The following is a 24948-nucleotide window of genomic DNA, read 5'->3' as shown; positions in this document are numbered from 1 at the left end:
AGGAACGAAAGGGGAATAACGCTCCTGAGCTTATTGACGAGAGCCAAGGCCCTCGTAGAAAATTACTTTTCGATGTGTTATAATCGAGTTACCACAGTGATTCAATTGCCGCATGACCTACCCAGTCAGCGGTTTTTTTCATGCTCTTTTTCAGGGGCGAAAATTTGTGAGCCCACCATCAAGCTGATAAAAGTGATGAAAATTGTAATTCCTGCCATGTGTACCGGATCTCCGAATTCCATCATGTGAATCACCCTTTCTTATTGGACATAGCCTTTCGCCATGAGCTGTGTGTGATGGTTCTGCCAAACGTCTGTAAAATTGATGCCTGTCTCTTCGCACACGATCAACAGCAAGTGTTCAATAGCTGTGATCAATTCCACGCCTTCTTCTAATGTCTTCTCCAGCTCCGGCCGTTCCCAGTTCGAGAGGTTGCTCAATGGTTTAGCGAAGCTGAATGCTTTCAGTGCTGCCAGAAATTCTTCGGCTTCTTCAATGGTCTTTTCTCTGACGCTCGACCGGTGCAGGTCCACATTCGGGCCATTCAATAAGGTTGTTCCGGTTCCGGTGTATTCATACCGAAGCGCCATTGCCAATCTCGGACTGCCTTTTCGCTTCATCAGCTTTCTGGAAATATCGGGGGCCATTTCGACCCGCCCGTTTTCTATTTTCGAGACCAATTCACGCGAGACATTCAATTCCATCGCCAGCTGCTCCTGTGTTTGGCCGTTCCTTACTTCGCGCATCGCATGTGTTAACTGTGACTTTTTCATATTTCATTCTCCCCTTCTGATTTCTTTTCACATTTCAATTGCAAGTTGACTTGTTGTTTACCTTCACTAATTAACGGGCTTGCTATAATTAACTTGTAGAGCGATAGTACTTGGTGTTTTCCTCGACCCAAGTGGTATGGCGATCAATCCACTGGAACAGCTTGTCAGTGTAGATCTTCACTCCGAATTCTCTACAAACCGGAAAGTCTGGCCGGCCCAGCAATTCAAAAGACTTGCTGTCGCTTATCCTCAAAACCTCCATCATTTCCTGTCTAGTCAAGAAGTGTGGCAGTTCTTTCCTCGGCTCCAGATGCTTAGTGGCTAATGCAACCTCTTCTCTCACGATTGTTCGGAAGTCCTCAGCCGACATCGTAATAAGCACTGTTTGTTCCATGTTCATTCCTCCTCCAAGGCGTTCCTCGCGCCCTTTTCTTTTTTTATGAAACCTTTCTTGGCAGCCAAGCATCGACATAGCGAATGGCATTCTGTAAATCCTTGCGCTTTACATCCTTATAAGAAGCAACAGCGAAACGATCTTTGATTTCTCGATACAACTCTTTGAACATCCGGCGTTGGCCCGCTGGATCTGCTTCAATTTCATACACCTTAATTGCAACCGCTTTTTGTAATCTGCGTTGCTCTCCATGATCCAAAGTGACTTGGTTCTCCGCGATGTCTCGCACCTCAGCAATTTCCCTTTTTACATCTTGAATTTCTTCTGCCGTTTTCAAACTCAATTTCATGGAAGCCATCAATTGTTCTTTTTCGGAAAGAACCTTTCCTTGGTTTTGCATTTTGTAGTATTCATCTACCAGCATTTCGTAAGCATCCCAAGCTTGATCAGAGTTAATTGATTTCGCTAACAGCCAAGCACCTTTTTCAGTCCACAAGTAAAGTACTGAGGCATATTTAAGGCTGGGGTCAATTTGACGTGACCCTTTGAAATCCCGAAGGTCATTTCCTGTCAGTGCAAAATAATGTTTGGATTCAACGAATCTCTCTGAATTGCGTTGGAAGTTCCGATTAATCGTTTTGCTATCTGTTCCAAAAGAATCAGCTAGTTGTGTAGTTGTTAAAACACGTTGTCCGCTTTTTTCAATGATTGAAAGGTTCATTCCAATTCCTCCTAGTTTTTATTCAAAATTTTCTAATTAAAAACTGATAACGAAAGTTTTGCTTGTTTAATTTTTCCTGCTTTTCAGTCACTCTCCCGGAACAACTGTTAAAATGTAGTTGATGGGAGGTGATATTATGAAAACTTGCACAAATTGCGGCGGAAATGAATTTAATGAAAACCCTGCTAACTTCGCGCTATCTACTTGGGAAAGAAAAAATTCAGTCGTAACTGTAAATCTTGATAGTTTCATGCCTGTAAAGGTTGAGAACTGTAGCAAGTGCGGTCAGCTAAATCTTTTCTTCGATACATCAGAAGCGCAGAAACTAAATGAGTAAGACTTCGCGTTTACTTTTTTTGACCTGAAACGAAATCTGCTCGAAGAGTACTGGTGAAAATTTTTTTCTCAATGGTCGTCGTTCCAGCGGCGGCCTTCTTTTCTAAAACTTCAACGCGTACTTCTAAAGCCTCGATTTTCTCCAACAATTCTGAATGCTTCATTTAATCCTTCCTTTCTTAAAATAAAAATTAATCATCTTTAAACAGTGCGAGAAGTATCTTTGCTACGTAGTAGAGGTCTTCTTCACTCCAACCTTTTTCTAAAGAAATCTCGATGACCTCATTGACTTTATCCGTGGTATCTTTCGTCAACATGTTCTTCATCTAACCCTCTCCCTTCTTATACTGCGACTCGCTTTTTACTAGACGCCCTTAAAGTATGAGATTCTTGTACTTTAAAGCTAAATAAAAAGCCAATATCTTCTTCGAGTATTTCTGCCAGCTGAAAAGCAATTGATAAGGGTGGTTTACTATGCCCGTTCTCCCAATTTGATACAGACTGTTTCCCTGCCTTGCCAAGCATCTTTGCTAATTGCTCTTGAGTAAGATTTTTCTTTTCTCTTGCCTTGATCAAGTTTGCGTTCTTCATTTCCTCACCTCCAAAGTATAACTAACTTGTACCTTCAGTATATGTACAAGATATTCATATGTAAACAATAAAATACAAATTTCTTGTACATTTTATTTTCTATTATAAATTCATGTACAATATAGTTGTACTCTGAAATAGGAGGGAAGTTTATGTTAACTCAACGCCTAAAAGCTGCTCGGAAACTAGCCAAGCTTACTCAAGAAGGGTTAGCTAAACGAGTAAATACTACAAAGGCTACTATAAGTAATTATGAAAATGGCCATAGTACGCCATCTAACGATATGCTTTCAGCTTTAGCTGACGCTTTACATGTCTCAACCGATTACCTCCTCGGCCGCACAGACAATCCCGATTCATCGAACAACAAAAAAGACAGCAAAGACTACCCTTCCTGGGGAGACGAAGCTGAATTCGAGGCATGGGTCAATGATCCATCTGTTCATAAATTTTATAAAGAGTTTAAAGAGAGTCCAGAAGAGCGTAAGAAGGCTTTATTGGCTGTCTGGGAGATACTGAAGACACAGGGGAAGTAAAATCCATACACGATATATAACTTACAAGTTTAAAGTTTTGTGGTGAAGATAAAGAATTTTCTATGGGGTGGGTTTGGATTTGGAGAAAAACTTAGAACTTATAAAGCAAGGTAAAATATTAGAAATTCCTTCTAACATTAAGTATTGGCTTTTAAGAGCCGATGGAGGAAAATATTTTGATGATTTTTTTCTTAATCAATACGTCGGAATCGGTAATAATGAAATAACCCTTCCCATGATTAATGAAGATACTCAATTAAATACTGCTTTGGGCAGAACCATTGAGGGTTACAAAAATTTATTTCGAAAAGTATATACGACTTCTAATAATCAACAAATAGCTCATTCAGCCGGAAGAACTATGAATTTTATAGAAGATATGAATGTGAATGACATTGTAATCGTTCCATCTAAACAATCAGAAGAGTTTTTGATTGGAGTTATTTCAAGTAAGCCATATGAGATAACCTCAGATGAAGAGAATCTAGAGATAGATGGAAAACTAACACGTTCACCATATCTAAAAAGAAGAGATGTTACATGGATTAAAATTGTAAATAGAAGTTTTATTTCTGCAGAAATGAGATGGATTCTATCCGCCCATCAAACAATTTTTAAATTAAGCCCTTATGCTGAGCATATCGATAATTTGCTTTCTCCTATTTATATAAAGGGTGAACAATGCTTTTCTTCTATCCGAATTGGCACTGAAGAAGGAGTTTCAGTCGATCAATGGTTTGAATTATATAAAATCATTAAAGAAAAAACCGGAGAAAAATCAGATGAGATAACTGTCAAGAGTAATGTTCGGAGTCCTGGTTATATAGAAATTGTAGCTGCAGCCGTTGAGATACCGACTGTACTAAAAGCTTCAGGAGCTATATTAGGAGCGGCTTTAATTACAGGAAAAGTAAAGTTACCTGGCATAGAGGTTATGGGAATTATTCCATACTTTTTTCACGAAGGAAAGTTACAAAGAGAACGTATGAAACTTGAAAATGAGAGTTTGAAAATCGAAAATGATTTAAAGAAAGTCGACTTAGAAGTGAAGAAATCTAAAATTACTATAGGAAATAGTGGAAGTACAGGAGATACCGCGAATACTGGCGTTTCTGAAAACCTCAATACTTCTTTAACTGAGGAATTAAACATAAGCCCTTTTAATCCCGGAACGGTAATTCCAATTCAAATGCAAACGGATAACGAAAATCTTCAGAATGAGGACGAATCCTGAAGAAAAGAAAAAATACCATTATCAGAATGCCAAAAATCATCCCTATAGAACCATTTTGGAAGAGCGAACAAGTTAGAGCTGCAAACAAAAACAAAAGGGAAAAAATAGAGAGATATCCAAATAGTAATTGTATATATTTGATCATTTGCTCTCTCTCCTTTCTAGTGTTTTTGTTTTTATTATCATCTCACAGATTTTAGCTGCTGGACAGATACGTTTTAAACTTTTAAGTATAAATTCGCTTTGAATAAATTGAGCAACAATTGACCCTTTCTTCTGTTGGGGTTTTCTTTTATACTAAAATAGAACATAAGTTCTACTTCAGGAGTGGAGAAATGAATAATACATACAATAACTTAGAAGAGTACATAGCGCAACTACTGAATCGCATCGACATTTTCCACCCGCATGAACTTTCTATCGGAAATATCTATCCCCGACTCGGTTTGACGGTGCACTACATTCCACATGATTCAATGGCCATTGCCGGCAATTTATTTTTAGACAATCGGAAAAATGAAGAGGCTCAATGGCAAGACTTTGGGCACGAGTTATGCCACGCGCTTTGGCACGCTGGCGATCAGGCTATACTTCCCTTATCGATGCGCGAATACCAAGAATGGAAGGCGGAGAACTTCTCACAGCACTTCTGTATCCCCTCCTTAATGTTAAATAAGATGAGACTACCCAACAATGAAAACGAAGCAATCTGGATGATCATGGAGACGTTCGGCGTCGAAAGATGGTTTGCAGAGAAACGGCTGCAACAATACCTGCGAAATTTAATCTTTGGATGGGAGGAATCACGATGAAGAAAGAGGAATACATTTTCATTAACGAGTTAGGAGACCAACAGAAAGAACGTCCCGGCACCTTCCCCGTCTGCAAGAAAATCCACCGCGTCGATGGCCAGATGATCGGTGAAGTTCAGGGGTATAGCGACGCTTTCGGAAATCCGCTGCCTGTAGAGGAGCCTGTGGCGAAATACGACCATTGACCGCTTGGCAAGGAAAAAATCAGACCATCCAAACCGAAAGACACGCGAAACAAGACCGCCCTTCCCCCTTTTTGGATGCTATGGTGAACCGGAGGAGTGTGTGCCATGAAATGTAGGAAATTGCCCAATGGCAAATGGGAATGTTATGCGGAGGGTCCAAGACACCCGATTACAAACAAACGAAATCCCGTGCGAAAGCAATCGGATAAAAAGACGGTGGCCATGCAAAAAGTTAAGGCTGCGTTGAAAGAGCTGGAGTCCGGAATAGATGAAAAAACAGCGAACGGCATTTTATTTAGTGATTTTGCTAAAGACTGGTTTGCAGCCTATCAATTAACAGGTGTAAAAAACAATACCTTGGTGAGCCGTACCTCGTCTATCAATCTACTCAACAAGTATTTAGGGAACTTGACCATCGGCCGGATCTCTCATCAAACCATCCAGGACGTTTTGACGGATCTCTTCCGCCAAGAAAAATCGAAATCAACGATTGTCCATGCAAAAGTAACAGCAAACTTTATCTTTCAACATGCCTGCAAACTCAATTTACGGCTGGACAATCCCGTCAGAAATACCATCGTGCCGAAAAAACGGCAGACAGTAGAAGAAATTGAAAGTACAGAGCTGAAGGAGAAGTTCTTCGAGCAGCAGGAATTGGAGCAGTTTTTAGCTGCCACACGGACGCACGGTCTCATTCATGACCAGGAGTGGTTCTTGCTGCTGGCTTTCACGGGAATGCGCGTGGGGGAACTGTGTGCGCTTAGGTGGAGTGATGTGTCGTTTGAAGAGAAGAAGATACGAATCACGAAAACCATGGAGAGCATCAAGGGCTATCGGTCGTATCAAGTGACACCGCCGAAAACGACGGATTCCATTCGAACCATTGATATTGATGACAACATTGTCGCCACGTTGAAACAGGTGAAACGGAAACAGGCAGAAAACAAAATGAAGTACCAGCTGCAGGCCGATGAGTACCACGATCAAAACTATCTCTTTACGCGTCCGAAAAACGGCTACCCCTATTCTCCGCGAGTGCTATACAAACGGTGTATACGCCTTTGCGAGAAAGCCGGCCTTACCAAAATTGAAGGTCCCCACATCTTGCGGCATACCCATGTAACAATGTTGACCGAAGCCGGCGTCGAACTTCATGTCATCATGGAACGGGTTGGCCATGTAAATGCGCAGACCACTCGAAACATCTATACCCACATCTCCAGTCACAAGAAAAAGGAAGCCGCGGATCTGCTCGAAAATCGCTACGGTGAAATTTTCAAAGCCTATTCTGGGAGCTAGTGTGCGAGTTTTGTGCGAGTAGCGGAAAAAAGACAAAAAGAAAAGGCTCAAAACGCTGTTGTAGCAACGTTTTGAGCCTTGTTTTTGTATTAATGGGTTTTACACTTGTCGTACAACCCTTTTTCTCTGATGACTTTGATCAAAGTTTCTCCGATAACGGATGGAGTGTCTGCAACTTCGATGCCTGCTTCGTTCATCGCTTTGATTTTATCGGCAGCTGTTCCTTTACCGCCAGAAATGATCGCACCGGCATGGCCCATACGTTTTCCTTCAGGTGCAGTTTGTCCACCGATAAATCCTACTACAGGTTTCGTCATGTTCGCTTTAATCCACGCAGCAGCTTCTTCTTCAGCTGTTCCGCCAATCTCACCGATCATTACGACTGCGTAAGTATCTTCATCTTCATTGAATTCCTTCAATACGTCGATAAAGTTCGTGCCATTGACAGGGTCACCACCGATGCCGACAGCTGTCGACTGGCCAATTCCCTCTTCTGACAATTGGTGAGTCGCTTCATACGTCAAAGTACCTGAACGCGAAACAACGCCAACATGTCCTTTTTTGTGAATGTAGCCCGGCATGATGCCGATTTTACATTCGTCCGGAGTAATTACGCCCGGGCAGTTTGGTCCGACAAGACGTGTTTTCTTGCCTTCCATGTAACGCTTCACTTTGACCATATCCAATACAGGAATATGTTCAGTGATGCAGATGGCCATATCAAGATCAGCATCAACAGCTTCAAGAATTGCGTCAGCTGCAAAAGGAGCTGGCACATAAATTACAGATACATTGGCACCTGTAGCTTTAACTGCGTCTTCAACTGTGTTGAAAACAGGCACGCCTTCAGCTTCAGTTCCGCCTTTACCCGGTGTTACACCCGCAACGATTTTCGTTCCGTATTCAAGCATTTGCTTCGTATGGAAAAGGGCAGTTGACCCTGTAATTCCCTGTACTAACACTTTTGTGTCTTTGTTAATGTATACACTCATTTTTGTCCCTGCCCTTCTTTAGCCTACAAGTTCTACGATCTGTTTAGCGCCATCTGCCATTGTGCCAGCAGCGATAATATTAAGACCTGATTCGTTTAGCAGTTTTTTACCTAAATCAACATTAGTTCCTTCAAGACGGACAACTAACGGCACTTCCAAACTTACTTCTTTAGCAGCTTGAATAACACCTTCCGCAATGATGTCACACTTCATGATACCACCGAAAATGTTAACGAAGATTCCTTTTACATTCTTATCAGACAGAATGATTTTGAAAGCTTCTGTTACTTTCTCAGCAGTGGCACCGCCCCCAACGTCAAGGAAGTTAGCGGGTGTTCCGCCGTAATAGTTGATCGTGTCCATCGTTGCCATAGCAAGTCCGGCGCCGTTAACCATACAGCCGATATTCCCATCTAAAGAAACGTAGCTCAAGTCGTACTTGGAAGCTTCAATTTCTTTTGGATCTTCTTCGTCATAGTCGCGCATCTCCATAATGTCTTGGTGACGGTAAAGAGAGTTGGCGTCAAAATTGAACTTCGCATCCAACGCTACAACTTGTCCATCTCCAGTGACAACCAATGGGTTGATTTCAACGATCGCTGCATCTTTGTCAACATAAGCTTGATACAAGCCAAGCATCAATTTAGCTGCTTTATTGACCAATTTTGCAGGAATGTTCATGTTGAAAGCCATACGGCGTGCCTGGAAGCCAGTCAATCCGACAACCGGATCGATTTCTTCATAGAAAAGGCGTTCCGGTGTGTTTGCCGCTACTTCTTCAATGTCCATTCCGCCTTCTTCAGAACCCATAAGAGTTACACGTGAAGTTTCGCGGTCTAGAACCAATCCAAGGTAATATTCTTTTTGAATGTCGCTACCCGCTTCAATGTACAAGCGTTTCACTTCTTTACCTTCTGGACCTGTCTGATGCGTAACAAGCACTTTGCCAAGAAGCTCTTTAGCATATGTACGCACTTCGTCTAAATTTTTTGCAAGTTTTACTCCGCCAGCTTTACCTCGGCCACCTGCATGGATTTGGGCTTTCACCACAACAACATCTGTACCAAGTTCTTTAGCGGCTTTTACGGCTTCTTCAGGAGAAAAAGCTACATAACCTTCAGGAACTGCTACTCCATATTGCTTTAGGATTTGTTTTCCCTGATATTCATGGATATTCATCTGTCATCCTCCAATCAAACATCTGTATCGTTATTTCACTACCTTTACCATTGTATTAAAGTTGACACAAAATGTCCACCGAAGTTAGCTGTATGGATGAAACTTCCTATGCTTAAAACAGAGAACTTTGCGTTAAAAGAGATTTAACAGGCTCAAACGTGCTGCGATGGATCTCACATGGACCATGCATTTCAAGTGCAGCAACATGATCTTTGGTGCCGTATCCGGCATGTTTCTCAAAACCATATTGTGGATATTGAACTGCATACTTTTCCATGATGGCGTCTCTTCCGGTCTTTGCCAAAATCGAGGCTGCTGCAATGCTCAAACTCTTGGCATCGCCTTTCATGATGGATTCACAAGGCATCGGCAAATCCAGCATCATGGCATCTGCCAGCACTACAGAAGGCGCAGGAGAAAGTGCCAGAGCTGCTTTGGCCATGGAATTCCTGGTCGCCTGGTAAATGTTCACCCGATCGATTTCTTCCGGCGGTTGAACGTGCACTGAGTAGCTGACAGCAATCTGTTTGATGATTTCGGCAAACTGATCACGTTTGAATTTGCTTAATTGTTTGGAATCATCCAGTCCCACAAGGCTGGAACAATCCTCAGGCAGGATGACAGCAGCTGTGACAACCGGACCAGCAAGCGGGCCTCTGCCTGCTTCATCAATGCCTGCCACTAAGTCGGAATCTTCTTTTCTGTACAGATTGTCAAAATACAGTTTGGCATTGTGGTTTTCCAGCAATTTTTTTCTCTGCATCTGTTTCTTGTTCCACGAGGCCAATAAAGCCTGTACGCTTTTGCGTGGATCATCTTGGAGTTCATCCATCCACAGCTGCCATTCTGTGGTCGCGTTCAGCCTGATTTTTATTTCATTTGTTTTTTGCATTTCTCCAACTTCTTTCTTTTGCAATTTTTCTCGTTTGCCGCATACCTTGCCAAGATCTAAAAGCCCATTATTCTTCGCTTCAACATAAAAAGCTGTTCCTCAAACCTGAGGAACAGCCAGTTACCGAATGGAGCGAATCCTCACTCTTCTTCAATCATTTCATCTCTGTAATCGAACGTCACTTTACCTAAATGCTGGTTGCGGATATCCCGAACCACTACTTCTGCCGTCGTTTCATAATCGATATCGCCATGTTGGTCGTAACAACCGCGTTTTTTGCCGATGTGATCAAAGGTATTGACGATTTCCTCGTCAACATGGTCAATGCCATAGCGCTCCATCATGCGTTCCGGATAGCGCTCTTCCAGGAATTTCAAAGAGTAAATCGCCAATTCCTGCATTTGGATGACTGAATCTTTGATGGCACCCGTTACCGCTAATTTCAAGCCGGTCTCCGGATCCTCAAACTTCGGCCATAAAATACCAGGGGTATCCAACAACTCAATTTCCTTGCCGACTTTAATCCATTGCTGTGCTTTTGTCACCCCCGGCATATTACCGGTCTTCGCAAGACTCTTCTTCGACAAACGGTTAATGAGCGTCGATTTTCCGACGTTTGGAATGCCGACAATCATCGCACGAATGGCACGGGGCTTGATGCCTTTGGCAATCATGCGATCCCATTTGTCTGACAGTATTTCTTTCGACGCTTTTGTCACGAGCTGGAGCCCTCTTCCCTCAAGGGAATTGATGGCTACCGCCCGGGTACCTTGATCCTCAAAATAACGAATCCACTTTTTCGTTTCAACTTCATCTGCCATGTCCATTTTATTCAAGATAATGAGACGGGGTTTTTGCTGAATCACTTGATCGATCATCGGATTTCGTGAAGATAAAGGTAACCTGGCATCCACAAGTTCAAAAATGATATCAACCAACTTTAATTTTTCAGTAACTTGTCTCCGTGCTTTTGCCATATGTCCAGGAAACCATTGTATCGTCATAAAACCACTCCTTATTTGACAACTCCCGCTTCAGCCAACGGCCAAAAAACGAAACTTGTATCCCCGATCACTTCGTCGGTCGGGACCAATCCGATATGGCGGCTGTCTTTGCTTTGGCGGCGATTATCGCCCATCACAAAAACAGATCCTTCGGGTATGGTGCTTTCTCCCGTTACATCCTCCAGAGCAAAATCTTCTGTCAATGTACCGGTTATTCCTTGCTTGTAGATATCCAGATAGGGCTCTTCAACTGCTTCACCATTTATATATAACTGATCGTTTTCATAGGCGACATGATCTCCCGGCAATCCGATTATACGCTTGATATAATCTTTTTGTTCCGGTGCATGAAAAACGATGATATCGAAACGGTCAGGTTCTCCGACAGAATAACCGATCTTGTTGACGATCATCCGATCTCCATGTTCTAGAGTCGGCATCATCGATTCTCCATCCACTACAATCGGCGTGAATAAAAAGAAACGGATAATTGCTGCCAAACCGAAGGCGATCAACAGAGCTTTGGACCATTCCCACAGTTCATTCTTCTTCTTCACTTCAGTCTCCATGCGTGTTCCTCCCCATGCGTACTGCTTTAATTGTACAAGGAAATAAACTTTTTAGCAAAAAGAAAGAGGGCGCAAGCGCCCTCTTTCATTAATGCAATCTTATCGAATTTCTTTGATACGAGCTGCTTTACCGCGTAGATCACGCAAGTAGTACAATTTCGCACGACGTACTTTACCACGACGGGTAACTTCAAGCTGTGCAATTTTTGGTGTGTGTACAGGGAATGTACGCTCAACACCAACACCGTATGAGATTTTGCGAACAGTGAATGATTCACTGATTCCGCCTCCACGACGACCGATAACTACTCCTTCGTATACCTGAATACGTTCGCGTGTACCCTCTACAACTTTAACGTGGACGCGGACAGTATCTCCAGGACGGAACGTTGGAAGATCCGTACGAAGCTGTTCTTTAGTGATTTCTGTAATAATGTTTTGCATTATTTTTCTCTCCTTCTACAGATGCTCTTACACCCAAATGGACTGTTGCAGCGGAACATCGTGATCCTGTACTTCACATAAAAGTACAGTATCCATACTACCACTAAACATATTCCAGTGCAAGAGCATACTGCGATCTATTTTTGTTTTTTCAGCTGAGCGATTATTTTCTGTTGCTTGTCGTTCAATTCGATTTTTTCAAGCAAATCCGGCCGGCGCTCCAACGTCCGTTTCAAGGTTTGTTCTTCACGCCACTGATCGACTTTGCCATGATTCCCGGAAGTCAAGACCTCCGGCACCTTCCACCCTCTGAATTCGGCTGGACGCGTGTATTGAGGGTGTTCTAAGAGCCCTGTAGAGAATGAGTCACGAACAGGAGAGTCTGCGTTCCCTAATACCCCTGGAAGCAGTCTGACGACACTGTCGATGACCGTCATGGCTGCCAGTTCTCCACCAGTCAACACAAAATCCCCAATCGAAATCTCATCCGTAACCAAGTGTTCGCGGATGCGTTCATCATAGCCTTCATAATGGCCGCAGATGAATACCAGTTCCTTCTCAGCCGCCAGCTCTTCTGCTTTTTGCTGCGTAAAACGCTCGCCTTGTGGACACATCAAAATGACCCTTGGCGTGCTTTCTTGAGTCAGATTTTCAACGGCATTGAAAATGGGCTCAGGTTTCAATACCATGCCAGCACCTCCGCCGAATGGATAGTCATCAACTTGCCGCTTGTTATCGGCAAATTCACGGATATCCACAACATTCAAGCTGACCGCATTTTTTTCCTGCGCTTTTTTCATGATCGAATGTTGAAAGACGCCTTCAAACATCGGAGGAAACAGCGATAGGACGTTAATGTTCATCAAGACAACAAACCTTCTATCACTTCGATGATCACTTTCTTTTCATCTACATCCACTTCTTTGACAATATCTTCAATATAAGGAATGTAGTGTTTTTTCCCTGTTTTCGGGGTCACTTCCCAAACATCATTGGCGCCTGTCTCCAAAATTTCACTGATGGTTCCGATTTCCTCTCCATCAGTTGAAAAAACTGTACAGCCTAAAATTTCATGATGGTAGAACGCATTGTCTTCAAGCTCCGACAAATCGTGTTCAGCGATCTTTAAATAGGATTCTTTAAACGGTTCTACATCATTGATGTTTGGGTAGCCTTCAAACGTCACCAATTCAAAATTCTTATGCTGGCGATGGCTGGCGATTTTCACCATGATCGGTTTTTTTGCATCCGGCGTGAAAAGCCCCAACTTCGTGCCAACCGCAAATCGTTCTTCCGGAAAATCGGTGCGCGACAAAACGCGTACTTCGCCACGGATTCCATGGGTATTGACAATTTTCCCTACATTAAACCATTGCACAAGCAGACATCCTTTCGTTTTTTCTGAAAAAAAAGGAAGGAACCAGGGCTCCTTCCTTCTTCTTAATCCACAATATCGAGGTAAGTTTTCTTCTTATGATAACCACCTGCTGCTGAGTACACAATTGAACGGACAGCTTTCGCTACTCGTCCCTGTTTCCCGATCACTTTCCCTGTATCCTCAGGATGCACAGAAAGCTTGTAGACGATTCGGCTTGCGTTTTCGTCGGTTTCGACATGAACATGTTCCGGATAATCAACTAACGGTTTCACAATGGTCTCAATCAGCTGCTTCATAAGAAAATCTCCCTTACTTGCTTAATTTTTCGTTATGGAATTTCTCCATAATGCCTTTTTGAGAAAACAAGTTGCGCACAGTGTCAGATGGTTTAGCACCATCATGAAGCCATTTCAACACTAGTTCTTCGTCGATCTTAACTTCAGCTGGAACTGTCAGCGGGTTGTAAGTACCTACTGTCTGGATTTGACGGCCGTCACGTGGAGCACGTGAGTCAGCTACTACAATACGGTAAAAAGGAGATTTCTTAGCTCCCATACGTTTCAAGCGAATTTTTACTGCCATTTCTTAAAGCACCTCCGAATAGTTTCACACAAGATATTATATTAGCAAGCTTTAAATAGTTTGTAAAGTATTTTTTCTTAACACCTTAAATTTTTACTTGAAAAGTGAGTCCAGGCCTGGCATTCCCATTTTCTTTTTGCCTTTTTTATTGGTCATGCCAGACATTTGTTTCATCATTTTCTTCATGTCTTCAAACTGTTTCAAGAGCCGGTTGACATCTTGAATGCTCGTTCCTGAACCTTTGGCAATTCGTTTTTTTCGGTTTGCGTTGATGATTTCGGGTGTGGTTTTTTCCTTCGTCGTCATCGAATAGATGATGGCTTCCACACGATCCATTTGGCTTTCATCAACTTTAGCGTTTTCAAGGCCTTTAATTTTATTGGCCCCTGGAAGCATCTTCAGAATTTCATCCAATGGCCCCATTTGCTTGACCTGAGACATTTGTTCAAGGAAATCATCAAAAGTGAACGTGGAAGTTCTGAACTTCTCTTCCAGTTCTTTGGCTTTTGTTTCATCCACGCTTGACTGCGCCTTTTCGATCAGCGACAACATATCGCCCATCCCAAGGATACGCGATGCCATACGTTCCGGATGGAAAGCTTCCAGCGCATCCATTTTTTCACCCATCCCGACAAACTTGATCGGTTTCTGGGTAACAGAACGGATTGACAGAGCTGCACCGCCTCGCGTATCGCCATCCAGTTTCGTTAAGACGACACCTGAAATGCCAACAGCTTCATCGAAGTTCTGCGCCACGTTTACGGCATCCTGACCAGTCATAGCATCAACGACCAGGAAAATCTCATCCGGCTCTTTAAGGGCACGAATATCCTTCAATTCCTGCATCAAGGCTTCATCGACATGCAGACGGCCTGCCGTATCGATGATGACTGTATCCAAATGTTCTGTTTTTGCATGTTCAATCGCCTGACGGGCAATTTCAACAGGAGACAGTTCTGTCCCTTTCGAAAAGACTGGAAGAGACAGTTGTTTACCGATTGTCTCAAGCTGCTGAATTGCAGCCGGACGGTAAACATCGGCTGCTACCAGCAGCGGTTTACGGTTGTGTTTTCTGCGCAACAGATTGGCGAGTTTTCCGGTAGTGGTCGTTTTACCGGCTCCTTGCAGCCCGACCATCATAATGACGGTTGGCTGTTTTGTGGAAAATTCGATTTTCCGTTCTTCGCCGCCCATCAATTCAGTCAGTTCATCTTTAACGATTTTGACGACTTGCTGGCCAGGAGTCAGGCTTTCCATTACATCCTCACCAACCGCGCGTTCGCTGACTTTCTTGACGAATTCTTTGACGACCTTCAAGTTGACATCCGCTTCGATTAAGGCGAAACGGACTTCCCGCATCATTTCCTTAACGTCTGCTTCGTTGACTTTTCCTTTGCCTTTGATCTTTGTCATGGTGCCTTGCAGGCGTTCGGATAATCCTTCAAATGCCATTCTTTCCGCCTCCTAGTCCCATTCCTTCAGTTCGTCCAGAAATTGCTGGACGTGTTCTTCTGTGAATGGCTGTTTTTCAAATGACGAAACCAATTGCTGCCGTTTCTGAAATTTCTCGAACAGCTGCAATTTGCGTTCATATTCTTCGAGCATCGCTTCCGTTCGGCGGATATTATCATAAACTGCCTGGCGGGTGATGTCGTATTCTTCCGCAATTTCGCCCAGTGAATGGTCATCTAAATAATACAGCATCATATAGCTGCGCTGTTTAGGCGTCAGGAGCTCCTGATAGAAATCAAACAAATAGTTCATGCGTGTTGTTTTTTCCAATCCCATCATTGACGCTCACCCCACTCATTCTACTGCTTAGAATACTGAATTTTAATAGTGCTGTCAAGTAATTTTACTTGTCTGTCTGTGCATCTTCCAATTGCTGCTCTTTATCCAAGCCTTCAGCAAATAAACCATAGACATATTTTTGGGCGTCAAACGGTTGGAGATCATCTAATTTTTCACCCAAGCCTACGTATTTCACAGGAATCTTCAGCTTGTTGCGAATCGCCAAGACAATACCGCCTTTTGCCGTTCCATCCAATTTGGTCAGGACAATGCCTGTAACATCCGTTACTTCCTTGAACGTCTGCGCTTGGATCATGGCATTTTGTCCGGTTGTAGCATCAAGTGCCAGCAGCACTTCATGGGGCGCGCCTGGAACTTCACGTGATATGACACGGTGCACTTTCTGCAGTTCATTCATCAGATTGACTTTGTTCTGGAGACGGCCAGCCGTATCACAGATCAAAACATCCACTCCGCGGGATTTAGCCGAACGGACAGCGTCATACATGACGGCCGCAGGATCTGAACCTTCGCTTTGCTTGATGACGTCAACGCCTACACGCTGGCCCCAAACATCCAATTGTTCGATTGCTCCCGCACGGAATGTATCACCTGCGGCCAACATGACGGTTTTGCCTTCGTTTTTGAAACGATGCGCTAATTTACCGATTGTGGTAGTTTTTCCGACCCCATTGACGCCGACCATTAAAATAACCGTCAGACCCTCAACGAAATTGATTTCGTTGATTTCGGCTTCGCCAGCCTGATAGATTTCAACCAATTTTTCAGAGATGACAGATTGAACGTTTGATGTGTCCTTGACGTTTTTCCGCTGCACTTCAAAACGCAAGTCGTCCATCAACTCAAGGACTGTTTCAAATCCAACGTCCGCCTGCAAAAGGATTTCTTCCAGTTCCTCAAAAAAGTCTTCGTCGACTTTGCGGTATTTCGCCACTAAATCGTTGATTTTTGAAGTAAAGCCTGTACGGGTTTTGGCTAAGCCTTCTTTGTATTTTTCAGTTGATTCTTCAGCCTCGGCGTTCCCAGCAAATTTTTCTTTTAATTTTTTAAAGAAACTCACGTGACCACTCCTCTTTTAAATTTTCTCTTCAAGTTTAACGGAAACCAATTTCGAAATTCCAGATTCCTGCATGGTTATGCCATACAAAACATCCGCGCCTTCCATCGTTCCTTTACGATGCGTAATGACGATGAACTGTGTGTCTTCGCTGAATTTCTTCAGGTATTGACTGTAACGCACGACATTCGATTCATCAAGCGCCGCTTCTACTTCGTCAAGGACACAGAATGGCACAGGGCGCACATTCAAAATCGCAAACAATAAAGCGATGGCAGTCAGTGCACGTTCCCCTCCCGATAAAAGGGTCAGGTTCTGCAGTTTTTTGCCTGGCGGCTGAGCGATTATTTCCACACCGGTCATAAGCAAGTCCTGCGGATCGGTCAGTACGAGATCCGCCGAACCTCCACCAAAAAGCTCTTTGAAGACACGTTGGAACTGTTTGCGGATTGCGTGGAAGGTTTCATCGAAACGGCTGGTCATTTCCCCATCCATTTCACGAATCAATGTACGCAAAGTATCTTTTGCTTCATTCAAGTCATTGCGCTGCTCCGTCAAAAATGCATGGCGGTCAGAAACATGATCGAATTCCTCAATGGCGCCAAGATGCACCGGCCCGAGTTCCTCAATCGACTGCTTCAGCAACTTGACCTTTCTGCGGACAACTGTTTCTTCGTCCATCATTTCAAATTGTTTCGCCTGCTCCAGTGTCAGCTGGTAACTGGCTTCAAGCTGCGCAATAAGGCTTTGGATCTGGACATCCAATCGCGTCGATTTGACTTCACAGATTCGGATGGCCTCTACATAGCCTTTGTAGATGCGCTGTTGTTCCCTTAGGTTTTCTTCAAGCTCATTCAGGCCATTTTGCTGCTCTGCCCGCTGTTCTTTCGTCTGGTTGACAGTTTGCTGAATCTGCACTTTCTTCGCTGACCAAGACTCGATTTCACGAAGGATTTCCTCATCCGAATAGACTTTTGCCGCTTCTTCCGACTGGATCCACTGCAGTTCTTTTTGATGTTCCTGCAGCTTGCGGTTACTTTTCTCCAAGCGTTCAGAAAGTTCAGCTTCGCTGGCAGTCAATTGCGTGACACGTTCTTTTGTCACCGCATATAAGGACTTCTGTTCAGCTAATTTCTCCAGAACCTGATCGCGTGCTGATTCATTTTGCTGCTTGAACAGCGTCAATTCGTCGATTTTCACAGTAATGGCGTGCAATTCTTTAACGATGCTCTCAAGGCGGCTGGCGGCTGTTTCCTGACGCCCGGTAATGGCCGTCAAATCGTATTCCCTGTTTTTCTGTTGCGCTTCGAAAAGGCGGAAACGTTCAATGGTGGTTTTTAGTACCGCCTCAATTTCACGCAGGATAATGGCACTTTCGGCTTCCATATCGCGGTATTTTTCACCTTCGGCCCGCAGAATTTGAATCGATTCTTCAGCTGCTTTGACATCCGCCTGCTCTTTCTGAACGGTTTTCTCTGCATTCAGGATCGTTTCTTTCAATTCCGAAGCCTGTACCAGCAATTGTTCAAGCTCCGCTTTTCGCGTAAAGAAAGAGGCTTGCATTTTGCTGGCTCCGCCTGTCATCGATCCACCGGCATTGACGATATCGCCTTCTAGTGTCACAACACGGAAACGGTTGCCGGTTGCTCTTGCAATAGCCGTGGCACCTTTTAAATCAGTCGCAATGATGACATTGCCCAATAAGTTTTCAATGATCATGCTGTATTGTGGATCGTAGCTGACCAATTCAAAAGCCATGCTGATATAGGAAGGATGTTCACGGACCGTGGCCAGTGTATGTTCTGGAATCTTTCTGGCCTTCATGACAGTCATCGGCAGGAACGTGGAACGGCCTGCTCTTTTCTTCCGAAGAAAATCGATGGCTTCACGGGCATGCTGTTCATTTTCCGTGACAATGTGCTGGCTGGAAGCGCCCAAAGCCGTTTCGATGGCTTTGGCGTGGGTTTTCTCCACTTGCGCAAGCTCAGCGACAGCCCCTCTAATTCCTGCTAGATGACCTTTTTCACGCGCTACCAACACTTCACGTACCCCTTGGAAAAACCCCGAAAAATCAGCTTCCAGTTCTTGAAGTGTGCCAATCCGTGCAGCTAATTGCTTCTGCGATTGATACGCCTGGAACAGCATCGACTGTTTTTGTTCGAAGTTTTGCTTCTGCTGTTGGTAGGCAGCTTCGCTGTCTTTGTATTGCTGGCGTTTGTCATCCAATAACGTTCGGATTTCTTGAGCGTTCTGCTCCGCTTTCGTTTTTTCACTTTCCAGCTTGGACAACTCTGCCGTAAAGTCCGTGCGCTGTGATTCGATGCGTCCTGTCGACTCGGATAATTGCTGTGCCTGCAAACCGATATTCTTCAATTCGTTTTTAACTGTTGCCTGTTCATTCATCAATTCAATATAAATAGACTTGCAGTTTTCAATTTCATTTTCGATGTCAGCCGGGCTGCGGTTCAATTGCTCTTCAAGTTGTTTGATTGCCGCTCTAATTGTCTGCAGCTCCACTTTGCGCTCTTCCAGCAAAACTAATTGCTCGGTATGCTTCTTTTCCAAAAAATCATTTTCTAATTTTTCAGCATCCACATTTTCCTGCAATTGCTTGGCTTGCCGATGGGCATTGCTCTTTTTTTCGGACATGAGCAATTTGCGCCCTTGCCATTTTTCGGTCTCGGCACTCGCTTCCACAAGAGAATTCTGCGCCTGATCTATTTTATTATCCAGATCAGCCAAAGTACGGCGGATTTTTGCAACTGCACGTTCTTTCAGTTGGATATCAGCTGATAATTGCTGTTCTTTTTCTGTATGTGCTGCAGCATCGAACGTCACCTGTTCCAATTCCCGCTCCAAGTTGCCCGCATCAAATGCCAATAAAGCGATATCGGCATCTTTCAGTTGTTCGTTCATATCCAAATAATCACGCGCTGTAGAAGCTTGGATCTGAAGCGGTTCCATCCGGCCATCCAATTCATGCAGGATATCCAGCACCCGATTCAAGTTTTCATCGGTTTCGTTTAATTTCACTTCAGCTTTTTTCTTGCGCTGTTTGTATTTCAGGACACCGGCGGCTTCTTCAAAAATCGATCGGCGCTCTTCTGCTTTGGAATTCAGGATCTCGTCTACACGCCCCTGTGAAATGATGGAAAAGGCTTCTTTTCCAAGCCCTGAATCCATAAACAGGTCGGTGATATCCTTTAGCCGGCAATTTTGCTTGTTCAGCAAATAGGCACTTTCGCCACTGCGAAAAACCCTTCTCGTTACGCTGACTTCGCTGTAATCGAGAGGGACGCGGCCATCTGCATTATCTAAAATTAACGTGACTTCCGCAAAATTCAGCGGTTTTCGGGAATCGCTTCCTGAAAAGATCACATCTTCCATTTTGGCTCCGCGCAGTGATTTCGCGGATTGTTCACCGAGCACCCAACGGATGGCATCGGTGACATTGCTTTTGCCGCTGCCGTTCGGTCCGACGACAGCTGTTACTCCGGGCACGAAATCAATGCCAATGCGATCAGCAAATGATTTGAACCCCATGACTTCCAATCTCTTCAAAAACATCGTTAATCCTCCGCTGCTTCTTGCAATTTACGGATTGCCAGCTGAGCTGCCTGCTGTTCCGCCTCTTTTTTGGACCGGCCGTTGCCGACTCCGAGCTCCTGGTCTGCCAGAGACACTCGCGTCACGAACACACGGCTGTGTGCAGGTCCGGTTTCATCGATAATTTCATAACTCAATGCCCCATTATTCTTCTGCTGTATTAATTCCTGCAATTGGCTTTTATAATCCATCACATGCGAAAAAGCACCGATTTCTACTTTCGGAAACAATATCTTCTCCAAAAACGCGACAACTGGGTCCATTCCCTGATCCAGGTACAGAGCGCCGATATAGGATTCAAATACATCTGCAAGCAAAGCTGGACGCGTCCGGCCCCCTGTCAGCTCTTCCCCTTTTCCTAACAGGATGTATTTGCCGAACCCAAGTTCATTGGCAAATAAAACAAGTGACGGTTCACAAACGATGGCTGCACGCAGCTTCGTCAATTCGCCTTCGCTCATTTCAGGATATTTCATATAGAGGTAATGCGAAACCGATAGTTCCAGCACTGCATCTCCCAAAAACTCCAATCGTTCGTTATCGGTAAATTGTTTTCTCCGATGCTCATTCACATAAGATGAATGCGTAAATGCCTGATACAGCAGGGCGGGTTTATTAAATGAAACGTTCAGCTCTTTTTGCAGTTGTTCAAACGCCACTTTGGCACTTTCTTTTATAACGCCTGGCTTTTGATGATTCGCTTTTCTATTCATTGCCATTTTTTATCTGCCTTCCTTTGTAGACTTCCATCAATTTTACCTTTTTTTCAGCTATTGTGCAAAAAGAGAATTGACGCACAACTGCTTAGTATAACAGCAATTGTGCGTCAATGGGTGTTTAAGTATCTTTTTCGAAAGGACCGCTTGGTCGCTTCTGCATTTCTTGGTGTCCAGCTTCAGCGATCAGACCCTCGGGGTCATAAGTCACGTCGACTGTGCGGCAAAAACACGCCGCTTCGTCAACGCGCCTTATGCCTGTCGGGTCTTAACGATCGCTTCAGCATTTCGGCCTTAAGCTTGCTTCTTCTCGATGTACGTTACTGCGTCGCCTACTGTAGCCATGCTTTCAGCATCTTCGTCAGAAATTTCCATATCGAATTCATCTTCAAGTTCCATAACCAATTCCACTACGTCCAATGAATCTGCACCTAGGTCACCGGTAAATGAAGCTTCAAGTTTCACTTCGCTTTCTTCTACACCTAGACGATCCACGATTACTTTAGTTACTCTCTCTAATACTGTTGACAATGTCGTCACCTCCCCTCAAATCAGTATACAAAAAACTTTCTTACATGACCATTCCGCCATCAAGGTGAAGCGTTTGGCCCGTCATATAGGAAGCATCATCAGAAGCCAGGAAAAGCGCAGCTTTCGCGACATCTTCAGGCGCACCGAACCGGCCCAACGGAATTTGTCCCAACATTGCTTTTTGGACATCTTCGGTCAATTGATCGGTCATATCGGTCGTGATGAATCCGGGCGCTACAGCATTGGCTGTGATGCCACGGCTTGCCAATTCACGGGCTGTTGTTTTAGTCAGTCCGATGACACCCGCTTTTGATGCGACATAGTTTGCCTGTCCCGCATTGCCCATGACACCCACGATTGAAGCGATGTTGATGATCCGGCCAGCACGTTGTTTCATCATTTGGCGGGTCACTGCTTTGGTGCAAACAAAGACGCCTTTTAAATTGGTGTTGATGACGTCATCCCATTCATCGTCTTTCATGCGCATCATCAGGTTATCACGGGTAATTCCGGCGTTATTGACTAAAATATCCACAGACCCGAAAGTTTTCATGGCTCCATCCACCATCGCCTTGACTGATTCTGAATCCGAAACATTGGCTTTGACTGCAATCGCTTCTCCGCCGTTCGCTTGGATATCTGCTACAACCGCTTCTGCTTTTTCTTGGCTGCCGCTGTAATTGACAACCACTTTAGCTCCGTTTGCCGCGAATTGCCGAGCGATTTCCGCTCCGATCCCGCGGGACGCTCCGGTAATGATTGCTGTTTTCCCAGCTAATTTGCTCATTTCGCCAACTCCTCTACCGCTTTTTCAAATGACTCCAGGTCATAGACCGGCAAGGTTTTAACCGAGCGGTCAATTTTTTTCACAAGTCCGCTCAATACTTTTCCTGGGCCGATTTCGATGAAGACTGTAACGTCCAAATCGATCATTTCACGCACAGATTGCTCCCATAGCACCGGTGAATACAATTGGCGTACCAATAGATCCTGTATTTGGGCAGCATTCGTTTCCGATTTGGCCGTAACATTCGAAACCACCGGTACTTTAGCATCCAATAGGAAAGCAGCACTCAATTCTTTTGCCAGGTCCTGCGATGCCGAACGCATCAATTCCGAATGGAAGGGTCCGCTGACATCAAGCGGAATCGCTCTTTTGGCACCGCGTTCTTTGGCCAGCAGACAAGCCTGCTCCACCCCTGCTTTTGTTCCGGAGATGACGATTTGTCCTGGGCAATTTAAGTTGGCCAATTGAACAACACCTGTAGTATCAGTGACTTCATTCGTCACTTTTTCCAGCTCTGCACTGTCCATACCCAGAATAGCCGCCATGGTGCCTTCTCCTGCCGGGAAAGCGGTATTCATGAACAAACCGCGTTTATGTACGATGTCGACAGCTGTCGGAAATTCCATCACATTGGAAGTAACCAGTGCGCTGTATTCACCAAGGCTATGGCCAGCTGTATAGTCAGGCCGGATACCAGCACGGATCAACCGTTCTGTAATCATTGAACTGACTGTCAGCAAAGCAGGTTGAGCATGATAAGTCAGTGTCAATTCTTCCTGCGGCCCTTCAAGCATCAGTTTGGATAAGTTCAGGCCTAAAGACTGATCCGCGTTTTCAAAAAACTTCCGGCTTGTATCATCTGTTAAAAAGCTTTCGCCCATTCCGACCGCCTGAGATCCTTGGCCTGGATAGATAAATGCAATTTTAGTCTTCATGGACAGTCTCCTTTTTCAGCGTACTGTAAATTGTGCCGGTTACATCGTATTCCACCATCGTGCGTGTCTGGCGTATCGCATTGAACAATGCTGTAGCGTTCGACGAACCATGAGCTTTGATGACCGGCGCCTTCAAACCAAACAGGCCAGCACCGCCGTATTCGCTGTAATCCAGCATGCCTTTCAAGCCTTTGATATTGTCTTTCACCAAGAAAGCGGCAACTTTTGTTTTAGCAGAACTCATGAACACATCTTTAATCATGGAAAAGACATTCATTGCCGTACCTTCTATTGTTTTCAACACCATATTGCCTGTAAACCCATCGGTGACCACAACATCCGCAACACCATTCAACAGATCACGCGATTCCACGTTGCCGATAAAATTGACAGGCGCTTCTTTCAATAAAGGAAAAGCTGCTTTGGTCAAATCATTGCCTTTTTTCTCTTCCGTTCCGATATTCAGTAATCCGACCGTCGGATTTTTAATACCCCGGACTTTTTCCGCATAGATGCTTCCCATGATGGCGTATTGCACAAGGTGCTCCGGCCGGGCTTCTGCATTGGCGCCCATGTCCAGCATAACAAACCCTTTTCCATCAATAGTCGGCAAGGTTGGTGCCAATGCAGGCCGGTCCACACCGTCAATTCGGCCTACAACAAACAAGCCTGCTGACATGAGTGCTCCTGTATTTCCCGCTGATACGCATGCGTCTGCCTGGCCGTCTTTTACAGCTTGAGCCATACGGACCATAGAAGCGTCTTTCTTGCGTCTGACTGAACGGACCGGATCATCTTCCGACTCGATGACCTCTTCACAATGGACGATTGTCAGGCGTTCATGTTCCTTAAGAAATTCCTGCATTTTTTCCTGATGGCCGTATAGTTGGATTTCAATATCACTGAATTCATCCAATGCTTTGTATACTCCTGCGATAATTTCTTTTGGGGCATTATCTCCACCCATTGCGTCAACCGCTATTTTCATTTCTCGTCACCTTCACTTTGCTCTGTCATTCGATACATTTCAAATGTGCCGATGAAAACCGTCACCTGATCGACTGCCGAAACGACTTTCACGAACGCCCGATTTTTTTCAGGATGGCTGTCGATCACTTCCGCTTTCGCAACGACACGCTGACCCGCTGTTACCGGACGCAAAAACTGCAGTTCCGATTTCACGGTCAATGCCAACTCTTCGTTCATCACCGCAACTGCCAGAGAATTGGCCTGCGCGAACAGGTGATGTCCCCTGGCAATCTGATTTCGCTGAAAAACATGCTCCGGTTTTACATCAAAAATCGAAATTGCTTTTTTATCCAATTCAATATCAATAATCTCCCCAATGACTTCATCAATCGGGAGGGATTTCACTTCGTCTTCAAAGGTTTTTACGGCTACGTGCTTAATGCGCTCCCGCAATTCCGGTATGGCAAGTTCCATCCGGTCCAAACGGATCGTCTGCACGCTGACATCAAATTCAACCGACAGCTCTTCGTCCGTTACAAATGGATTATCCCTGATCGTATCCTTCAATGCTTGTTGCCGCTCTTTTTTTGGTCTTCTCACTATGTCACCGCCCG

At 44.4% G+C, this 24948-nt stretch carries 32 protein-coding genes; 6 read left to right on the top strand and 26 right to left on the bottom strand.

Translation table 11 applies throughout. From position 1 onward, the window contains the following. Window positions 1-260: 260 nt before the first annotated feature. The 3 genes from H9630_RS03400 to H9630_RS03390 form a co-directional block, all read right to left on the bottom strand. On the bottom strand, window positions 261-773 hold the full coding sequence (locus H9630_RS03400; protein WP_191714064.1) for a helix-turn-helix domain-containing protein: 513 nt from the start codon (window positions 771-773) through the stop codon (window positions 261-263). 88 nt (window positions 774-861) lie between these two features. Then, on the bottom strand, window positions 862-1167 hold the full coding sequence (locus H9630_RS03395) for a DNA-binding protein (protein ID WP_225218330.1): 306 nt from the start codon (window positions 1165-1167) through the stop codon (window positions 862-864). A gap of 43 nt (window positions 1168-1210) precedes the next feature. Next, window positions 1211-1888 carry an ORF6N domain-containing protein gene (locus H9630_RS03390; protein ID WP_191714063.1) on the bottom strand — a complete coding sequence of 226 codons (678 nt, stop codon included), beginning with the start codon at window positions 1886-1888 and terminating at the stop codon, window positions 1211-1213. Between the two features lie 136 nt (window positions 1889-2024). Here H9630_RS03390 and H9630_RS03385 point away from each other — a divergent pair, with 136 nt between their 5' ends. Continuing rightward, complete coding sequence (locus tag H9630_RS03385; protein WP_191714062.1) at window positions 2025-2225, top strand: hypothetical protein; 201 nt, start codon at window positions 2025-2027, stop codon at window positions 2223-2225. A gap of 10 nt (window positions 2226-2235) precedes the next feature. Here the strand turns inward: H9630_RS03385 and H9630_RS03380 are convergent, their stop codons facing one another. From H9630_RS03380 to H9630_RS03375, 3 genes are read right to left on the bottom strand one after another with little or no spacing between them, the layout of a single operon-like run. Further along, window positions 2236-2388 carry a hypothetical protein gene (locus tag H9630_RS03380; protein ID WP_191714061.1) on the bottom strand — a complete coding sequence of 51 codons (153 nt, stop codon included), beginning with the start codon at window positions 2386-2388 and terminating at the stop codon, window positions 2236-2238. A 27-nt stretch (window positions 2389-2415) separates the two neighbouring features. Beyond that, entirely contained in the window at window positions 2416-2550 is a 135-nt protein-coding gene (locus H9630_RS18850) for a hypothetical protein (protein ID WP_263615922.1), read from the bottom strand. A 16-nt stretch (window positions 2551-2566) separates the two neighbouring features. Next, complete coding sequence (locus H9630_RS03375) at window positions 2567-2815, bottom strand: helix-turn-helix transcriptional regulator (protein WP_191714060.1); 249 nt, start codon at window positions 2813-2815, stop codon at window positions 2567-2569. 152 nt (window positions 2816-2967) lie between these two features. On the opposite strand from H9630_RS03375, the gene H9630_RS03370 reads away from it, so the two are divergent. From H9630_RS03370 to H9630_RS03350, 5 genes are all read left to right on the top strand, one after another. Continuing rightward, complete coding sequence (locus tag H9630_RS03370; RefSeq protein ID WP_191714059.1) at window positions 2968-3351, top strand: helix-turn-helix domain-containing protein; 384 nt, start codon at window positions 2968-2970, stop codon at window positions 3349-3351. A 79-nt stretch (window positions 3352-3430) separates the two neighbouring features. After that, the gene (locus tag H9630_RS03365) at window positions 3431-4585 is read left to right on the top strand and encodes a hypothetical protein (protein WP_191714058.1); all 1155 of its coding nucleotides are present in this window, start codon (window positions 3431-3433) and stop codon (window positions 4583-4585) included. A gap of 335 nt (window positions 4586-4920) precedes the next feature. Then, on the top strand, window positions 4921-5397 hold the full coding sequence (locus H9630_RS03360; protein ID WP_191714057.1) for an ImmA/IrrE family metallo-endopeptidase: 477 nt from the start codon (window positions 4921-4923) through the stop codon (window positions 5395-5397). Further along, on the top strand, window positions 5394-5582 hold the full coding sequence (locus H9630_RS03355; RefSeq protein WP_191714056.1) for a hypothetical protein: 189 nt from the start codon (window positions 5394-5396) through the stop codon (window positions 5580-5582). The genes H9630_RS03360 and H9630_RS03355 overlap by 4 nt, the downstream gene beginning before the upstream one ends. A 105-nt stretch (window positions 5583-5687) precedes the next feature. After that, on the top strand, window positions 5688-6881 hold the full coding sequence (locus tag H9630_RS03350) for a tyrosine-type recombinase/integrase (RefSeq protein ID WP_191714055.1): 1194 nt from the start codon (window positions 5688-5690) through the stop codon (window positions 6879-6881). Between the two features lie 89 nt (window positions 6882-6970). Here H9630_RS03350 and sucD read toward each other — a convergent pair whose 3' ends face one another. From sucD to fapR, 20 genes are all read right to left on the bottom strand, one after another. Further along, window positions 6971-7873, bottom strand: coding sequence for a succinate--CoA ligase subunit alpha (gene sucD / locus H9630_RS03345; RefSeq protein ID WP_191714054.1), 903 nt, complete (start codon window positions 7871-7873; stop codon window positions 6971-6973). Between the two features lie 18 nt (window positions 7874-7891). Beyond that, window positions 7892-9052 carry an ADP-forming succinate--CoA ligase subunit beta gene (gene sucC / locus H9630_RS03340; RefSeq protein WP_191714053.1) on the bottom strand — a complete coding sequence of 387 codons (1161 nt, stop codon included), beginning with the start codon at window positions 9050-9052 and terminating at the stop codon, window positions 7892-7894. A gap of 112 nt (window positions 9053-9164) precedes the next feature. Further along, a complete protein-coding gene (locus H9630_RS03335; protein ID WP_191714052.1) occupies window positions 9165-9944 on the bottom strand; it encodes a ribonuclease HII in 780 nt (259 codons plus the stop codon). 140 nt (window positions 9945-10084) lie between these two features. Next, the gene (gene ylqF, locus H9630_RS03330; protein ID WP_191714051.1) at window positions 10085-10948 is read right to left on the bottom strand and encodes a ribosome biogenesis GTPase YlqF; all 864 of its coding nucleotides are present in this window, start codon (window positions 10946-10948) and stop codon (window positions 10085-10087) included. An 11-nt stretch (window positions 10949-10959) separates the two neighbouring features. Next, window positions 10960-11517, bottom strand: coding sequence for a signal peptidase I (gene lepB / locus H9630_RS03325; protein ID WP_191714050.1), 558 nt, complete (start codon window positions 11515-11517; stop codon window positions 10960-10962). Window positions 11518-11616: 99 nt separating this feature from the next. Beyond that, window positions 11617-11961: a 50S ribosomal protein L19 gene (rplS, locus tag H9630_RS03320; protein ID WP_191714049.1), complete on the bottom strand. Its 345-nt coding sequence runs from the start codon at window positions 11959-11961 to the stop codon at window positions 11617-11619. A gap of 137 nt (window positions 11962-12098) precedes the next feature. Then, window positions 12099-12824: a tRNA (guanosine(37)-N1)-methyltransferase TrmD gene (trmD, locus tag H9630_RS03315; RefSeq protein WP_191714499.1), complete on the bottom strand. Its 726-nt coding sequence runs from the start codon at window positions 12822-12824 to the stop codon at window positions 12099-12101. Continuing rightward, complete coding sequence (gene rimM / locus H9630_RS03310; RefSeq protein ID WP_191714048.1) at window positions 12824-13339, bottom strand: ribosome maturation factor RimM; 516 nt, start codon at window positions 13337-13339, stop codon at window positions 12824-12826. The genes trmD and rimM overlap by 1 nt, the downstream gene beginning before the upstream one ends. 62 nt (window positions 13340-13401) lie before the next feature. Then, window positions 13402-13635, bottom strand: a complete 234-nt coding sequence (locus H9630_RS03305) for a KH domain-containing protein (RefSeq protein ID WP_191714047.1) — start codon at window positions 13633-13635, stop codon at window positions 13402-13404. Window positions 13636-13648: 13 nt separating this feature from the next. After that, window positions 13649-13921 (bottom strand): 30S ribosomal protein S16, encoded by a 273-nt coding sequence (rpsP, locus tag H9630_RS03300; RefSeq protein ID WP_191714046.1) that lies wholly within the window; start codon window positions 13919-13921, stop codon window positions 13649-13651. 93 nt (window positions 13922-14014) lie between these two features. Continuing rightward, complete coding sequence (gene ffh / locus H9630_RS03295; RefSeq protein ID WP_191714045.1) at window positions 14015-15373, bottom strand: signal recognition particle protein; 1359 nt, start codon at window positions 15371-15373, stop codon at window positions 14015-14017. A 12-nt stretch (window positions 15374-15385) separates the two neighbouring features. Then, complete coding sequence (locus tag H9630_RS03290; RefSeq protein ID WP_191714498.1) at window positions 15386-15709, bottom strand: putative DNA-binding protein; 324 nt, start codon at window positions 15707-15709, stop codon at window positions 15386-15388. A 67-nt stretch (window positions 15710-15776) separates the two neighbouring features. Further along, window positions 15777-16793 (bottom strand): signal recognition particle-docking protein FtsY, encoded by a 1017-nt coding sequence (gene ftsY, locus H9630_RS03285; protein WP_191714044.1) that lies wholly within the window; start codon window positions 16791-16793, stop codon window positions 15777-15779. A 15-nt stretch (window positions 16794-16808) separates the two neighbouring features. Beyond that, window positions 16809-20357 carry a chromosome segregation protein SMC gene (gene smc / locus H9630_RS03280; RefSeq protein ID WP_191714043.1) on the bottom strand — a complete coding sequence of 1183 codons (3549 nt, stop codon included), beginning with the start codon at window positions 20355-20357 and terminating at the stop codon, window positions 16809-16811. A 2-nt stretch (window positions 20358-20359) separates the two neighbouring features. Then, window positions 20360-21115: a ribonuclease III gene (rnc, locus tag H9630_RS03275; protein WP_284700300.1), complete on the bottom strand. Its 756-nt coding sequence runs from the start codon at window positions 21113-21115 to the stop codon at window positions 20360-20362. Window positions 21116-21406: 291 nt separating this feature from the next. Beyond that, complete coding sequence (locus H9630_RS03270; protein ID WP_146556574.1) at window positions 21407-21643, bottom strand: acyl carrier protein; 237 nt, start codon at window positions 21641-21643, stop codon at window positions 21407-21409. A 40-nt stretch (window positions 21644-21683) separates the two neighbouring features. Then, the gene (fabG, locus tag H9630_RS03265) at window positions 21684-22430 is read right to left on the bottom strand and encodes a 3-oxoacyl-[acyl-carrier-protein] reductase (RefSeq protein WP_191714042.1); all 747 of its coding nucleotides are present in this window, start codon (window positions 22428-22430) and stop codon (window positions 21684-21686) included. Next, window positions 22427-23365 carry an ACP S-malonyltransferase gene (gene fabD, locus H9630_RS03260; protein ID WP_191714041.1) on the bottom strand — a complete coding sequence of 313 codons (939 nt, stop codon included), beginning with the start codon at window positions 23363-23365 and terminating at the stop codon, window positions 22427-22429. The genes fabG and fabD overlap by 4 nt, the downstream gene beginning before the upstream one ends. Beyond that, window positions 23355-24353, bottom strand: a complete 999-nt coding sequence (plsX, locus tag H9630_RS03255) for a phosphate acyltransferase PlsX (protein ID WP_191714040.1) — start codon at window positions 24351-24353, stop codon at window positions 23355-23357. Before plsX ends, fabD begins: the two co-directional genes overlap by 11 nt. Beyond that, a complete protein-coding gene (gene fapR / locus H9630_RS03250; RefSeq protein WP_191714039.1) occupies window positions 24350-24934 on the bottom strand; it encodes a transcription factor FapR in 585 nt (194 codons plus the stop codon). Before fapR ends, plsX begins: the two co-directional genes overlap by 4 nt. Between the last annotated feature and the right edge of the window lie 14 nt (window positions 24935-24948).

The organism is Planococcus wigleyi, from assembly GCF_014836985.1.
Taxonomy (GTDB): Bacteria; Bacillota; Bacilli; order Bacillales_A; family Planococcaceae; genus Planococcus; species Planococcus notacanthi.
The sequence above is the reverse complement of the archived record's forward strand: the minus strand, read 5'-3'. Positions and strand labels throughout refer to the sequence as shown.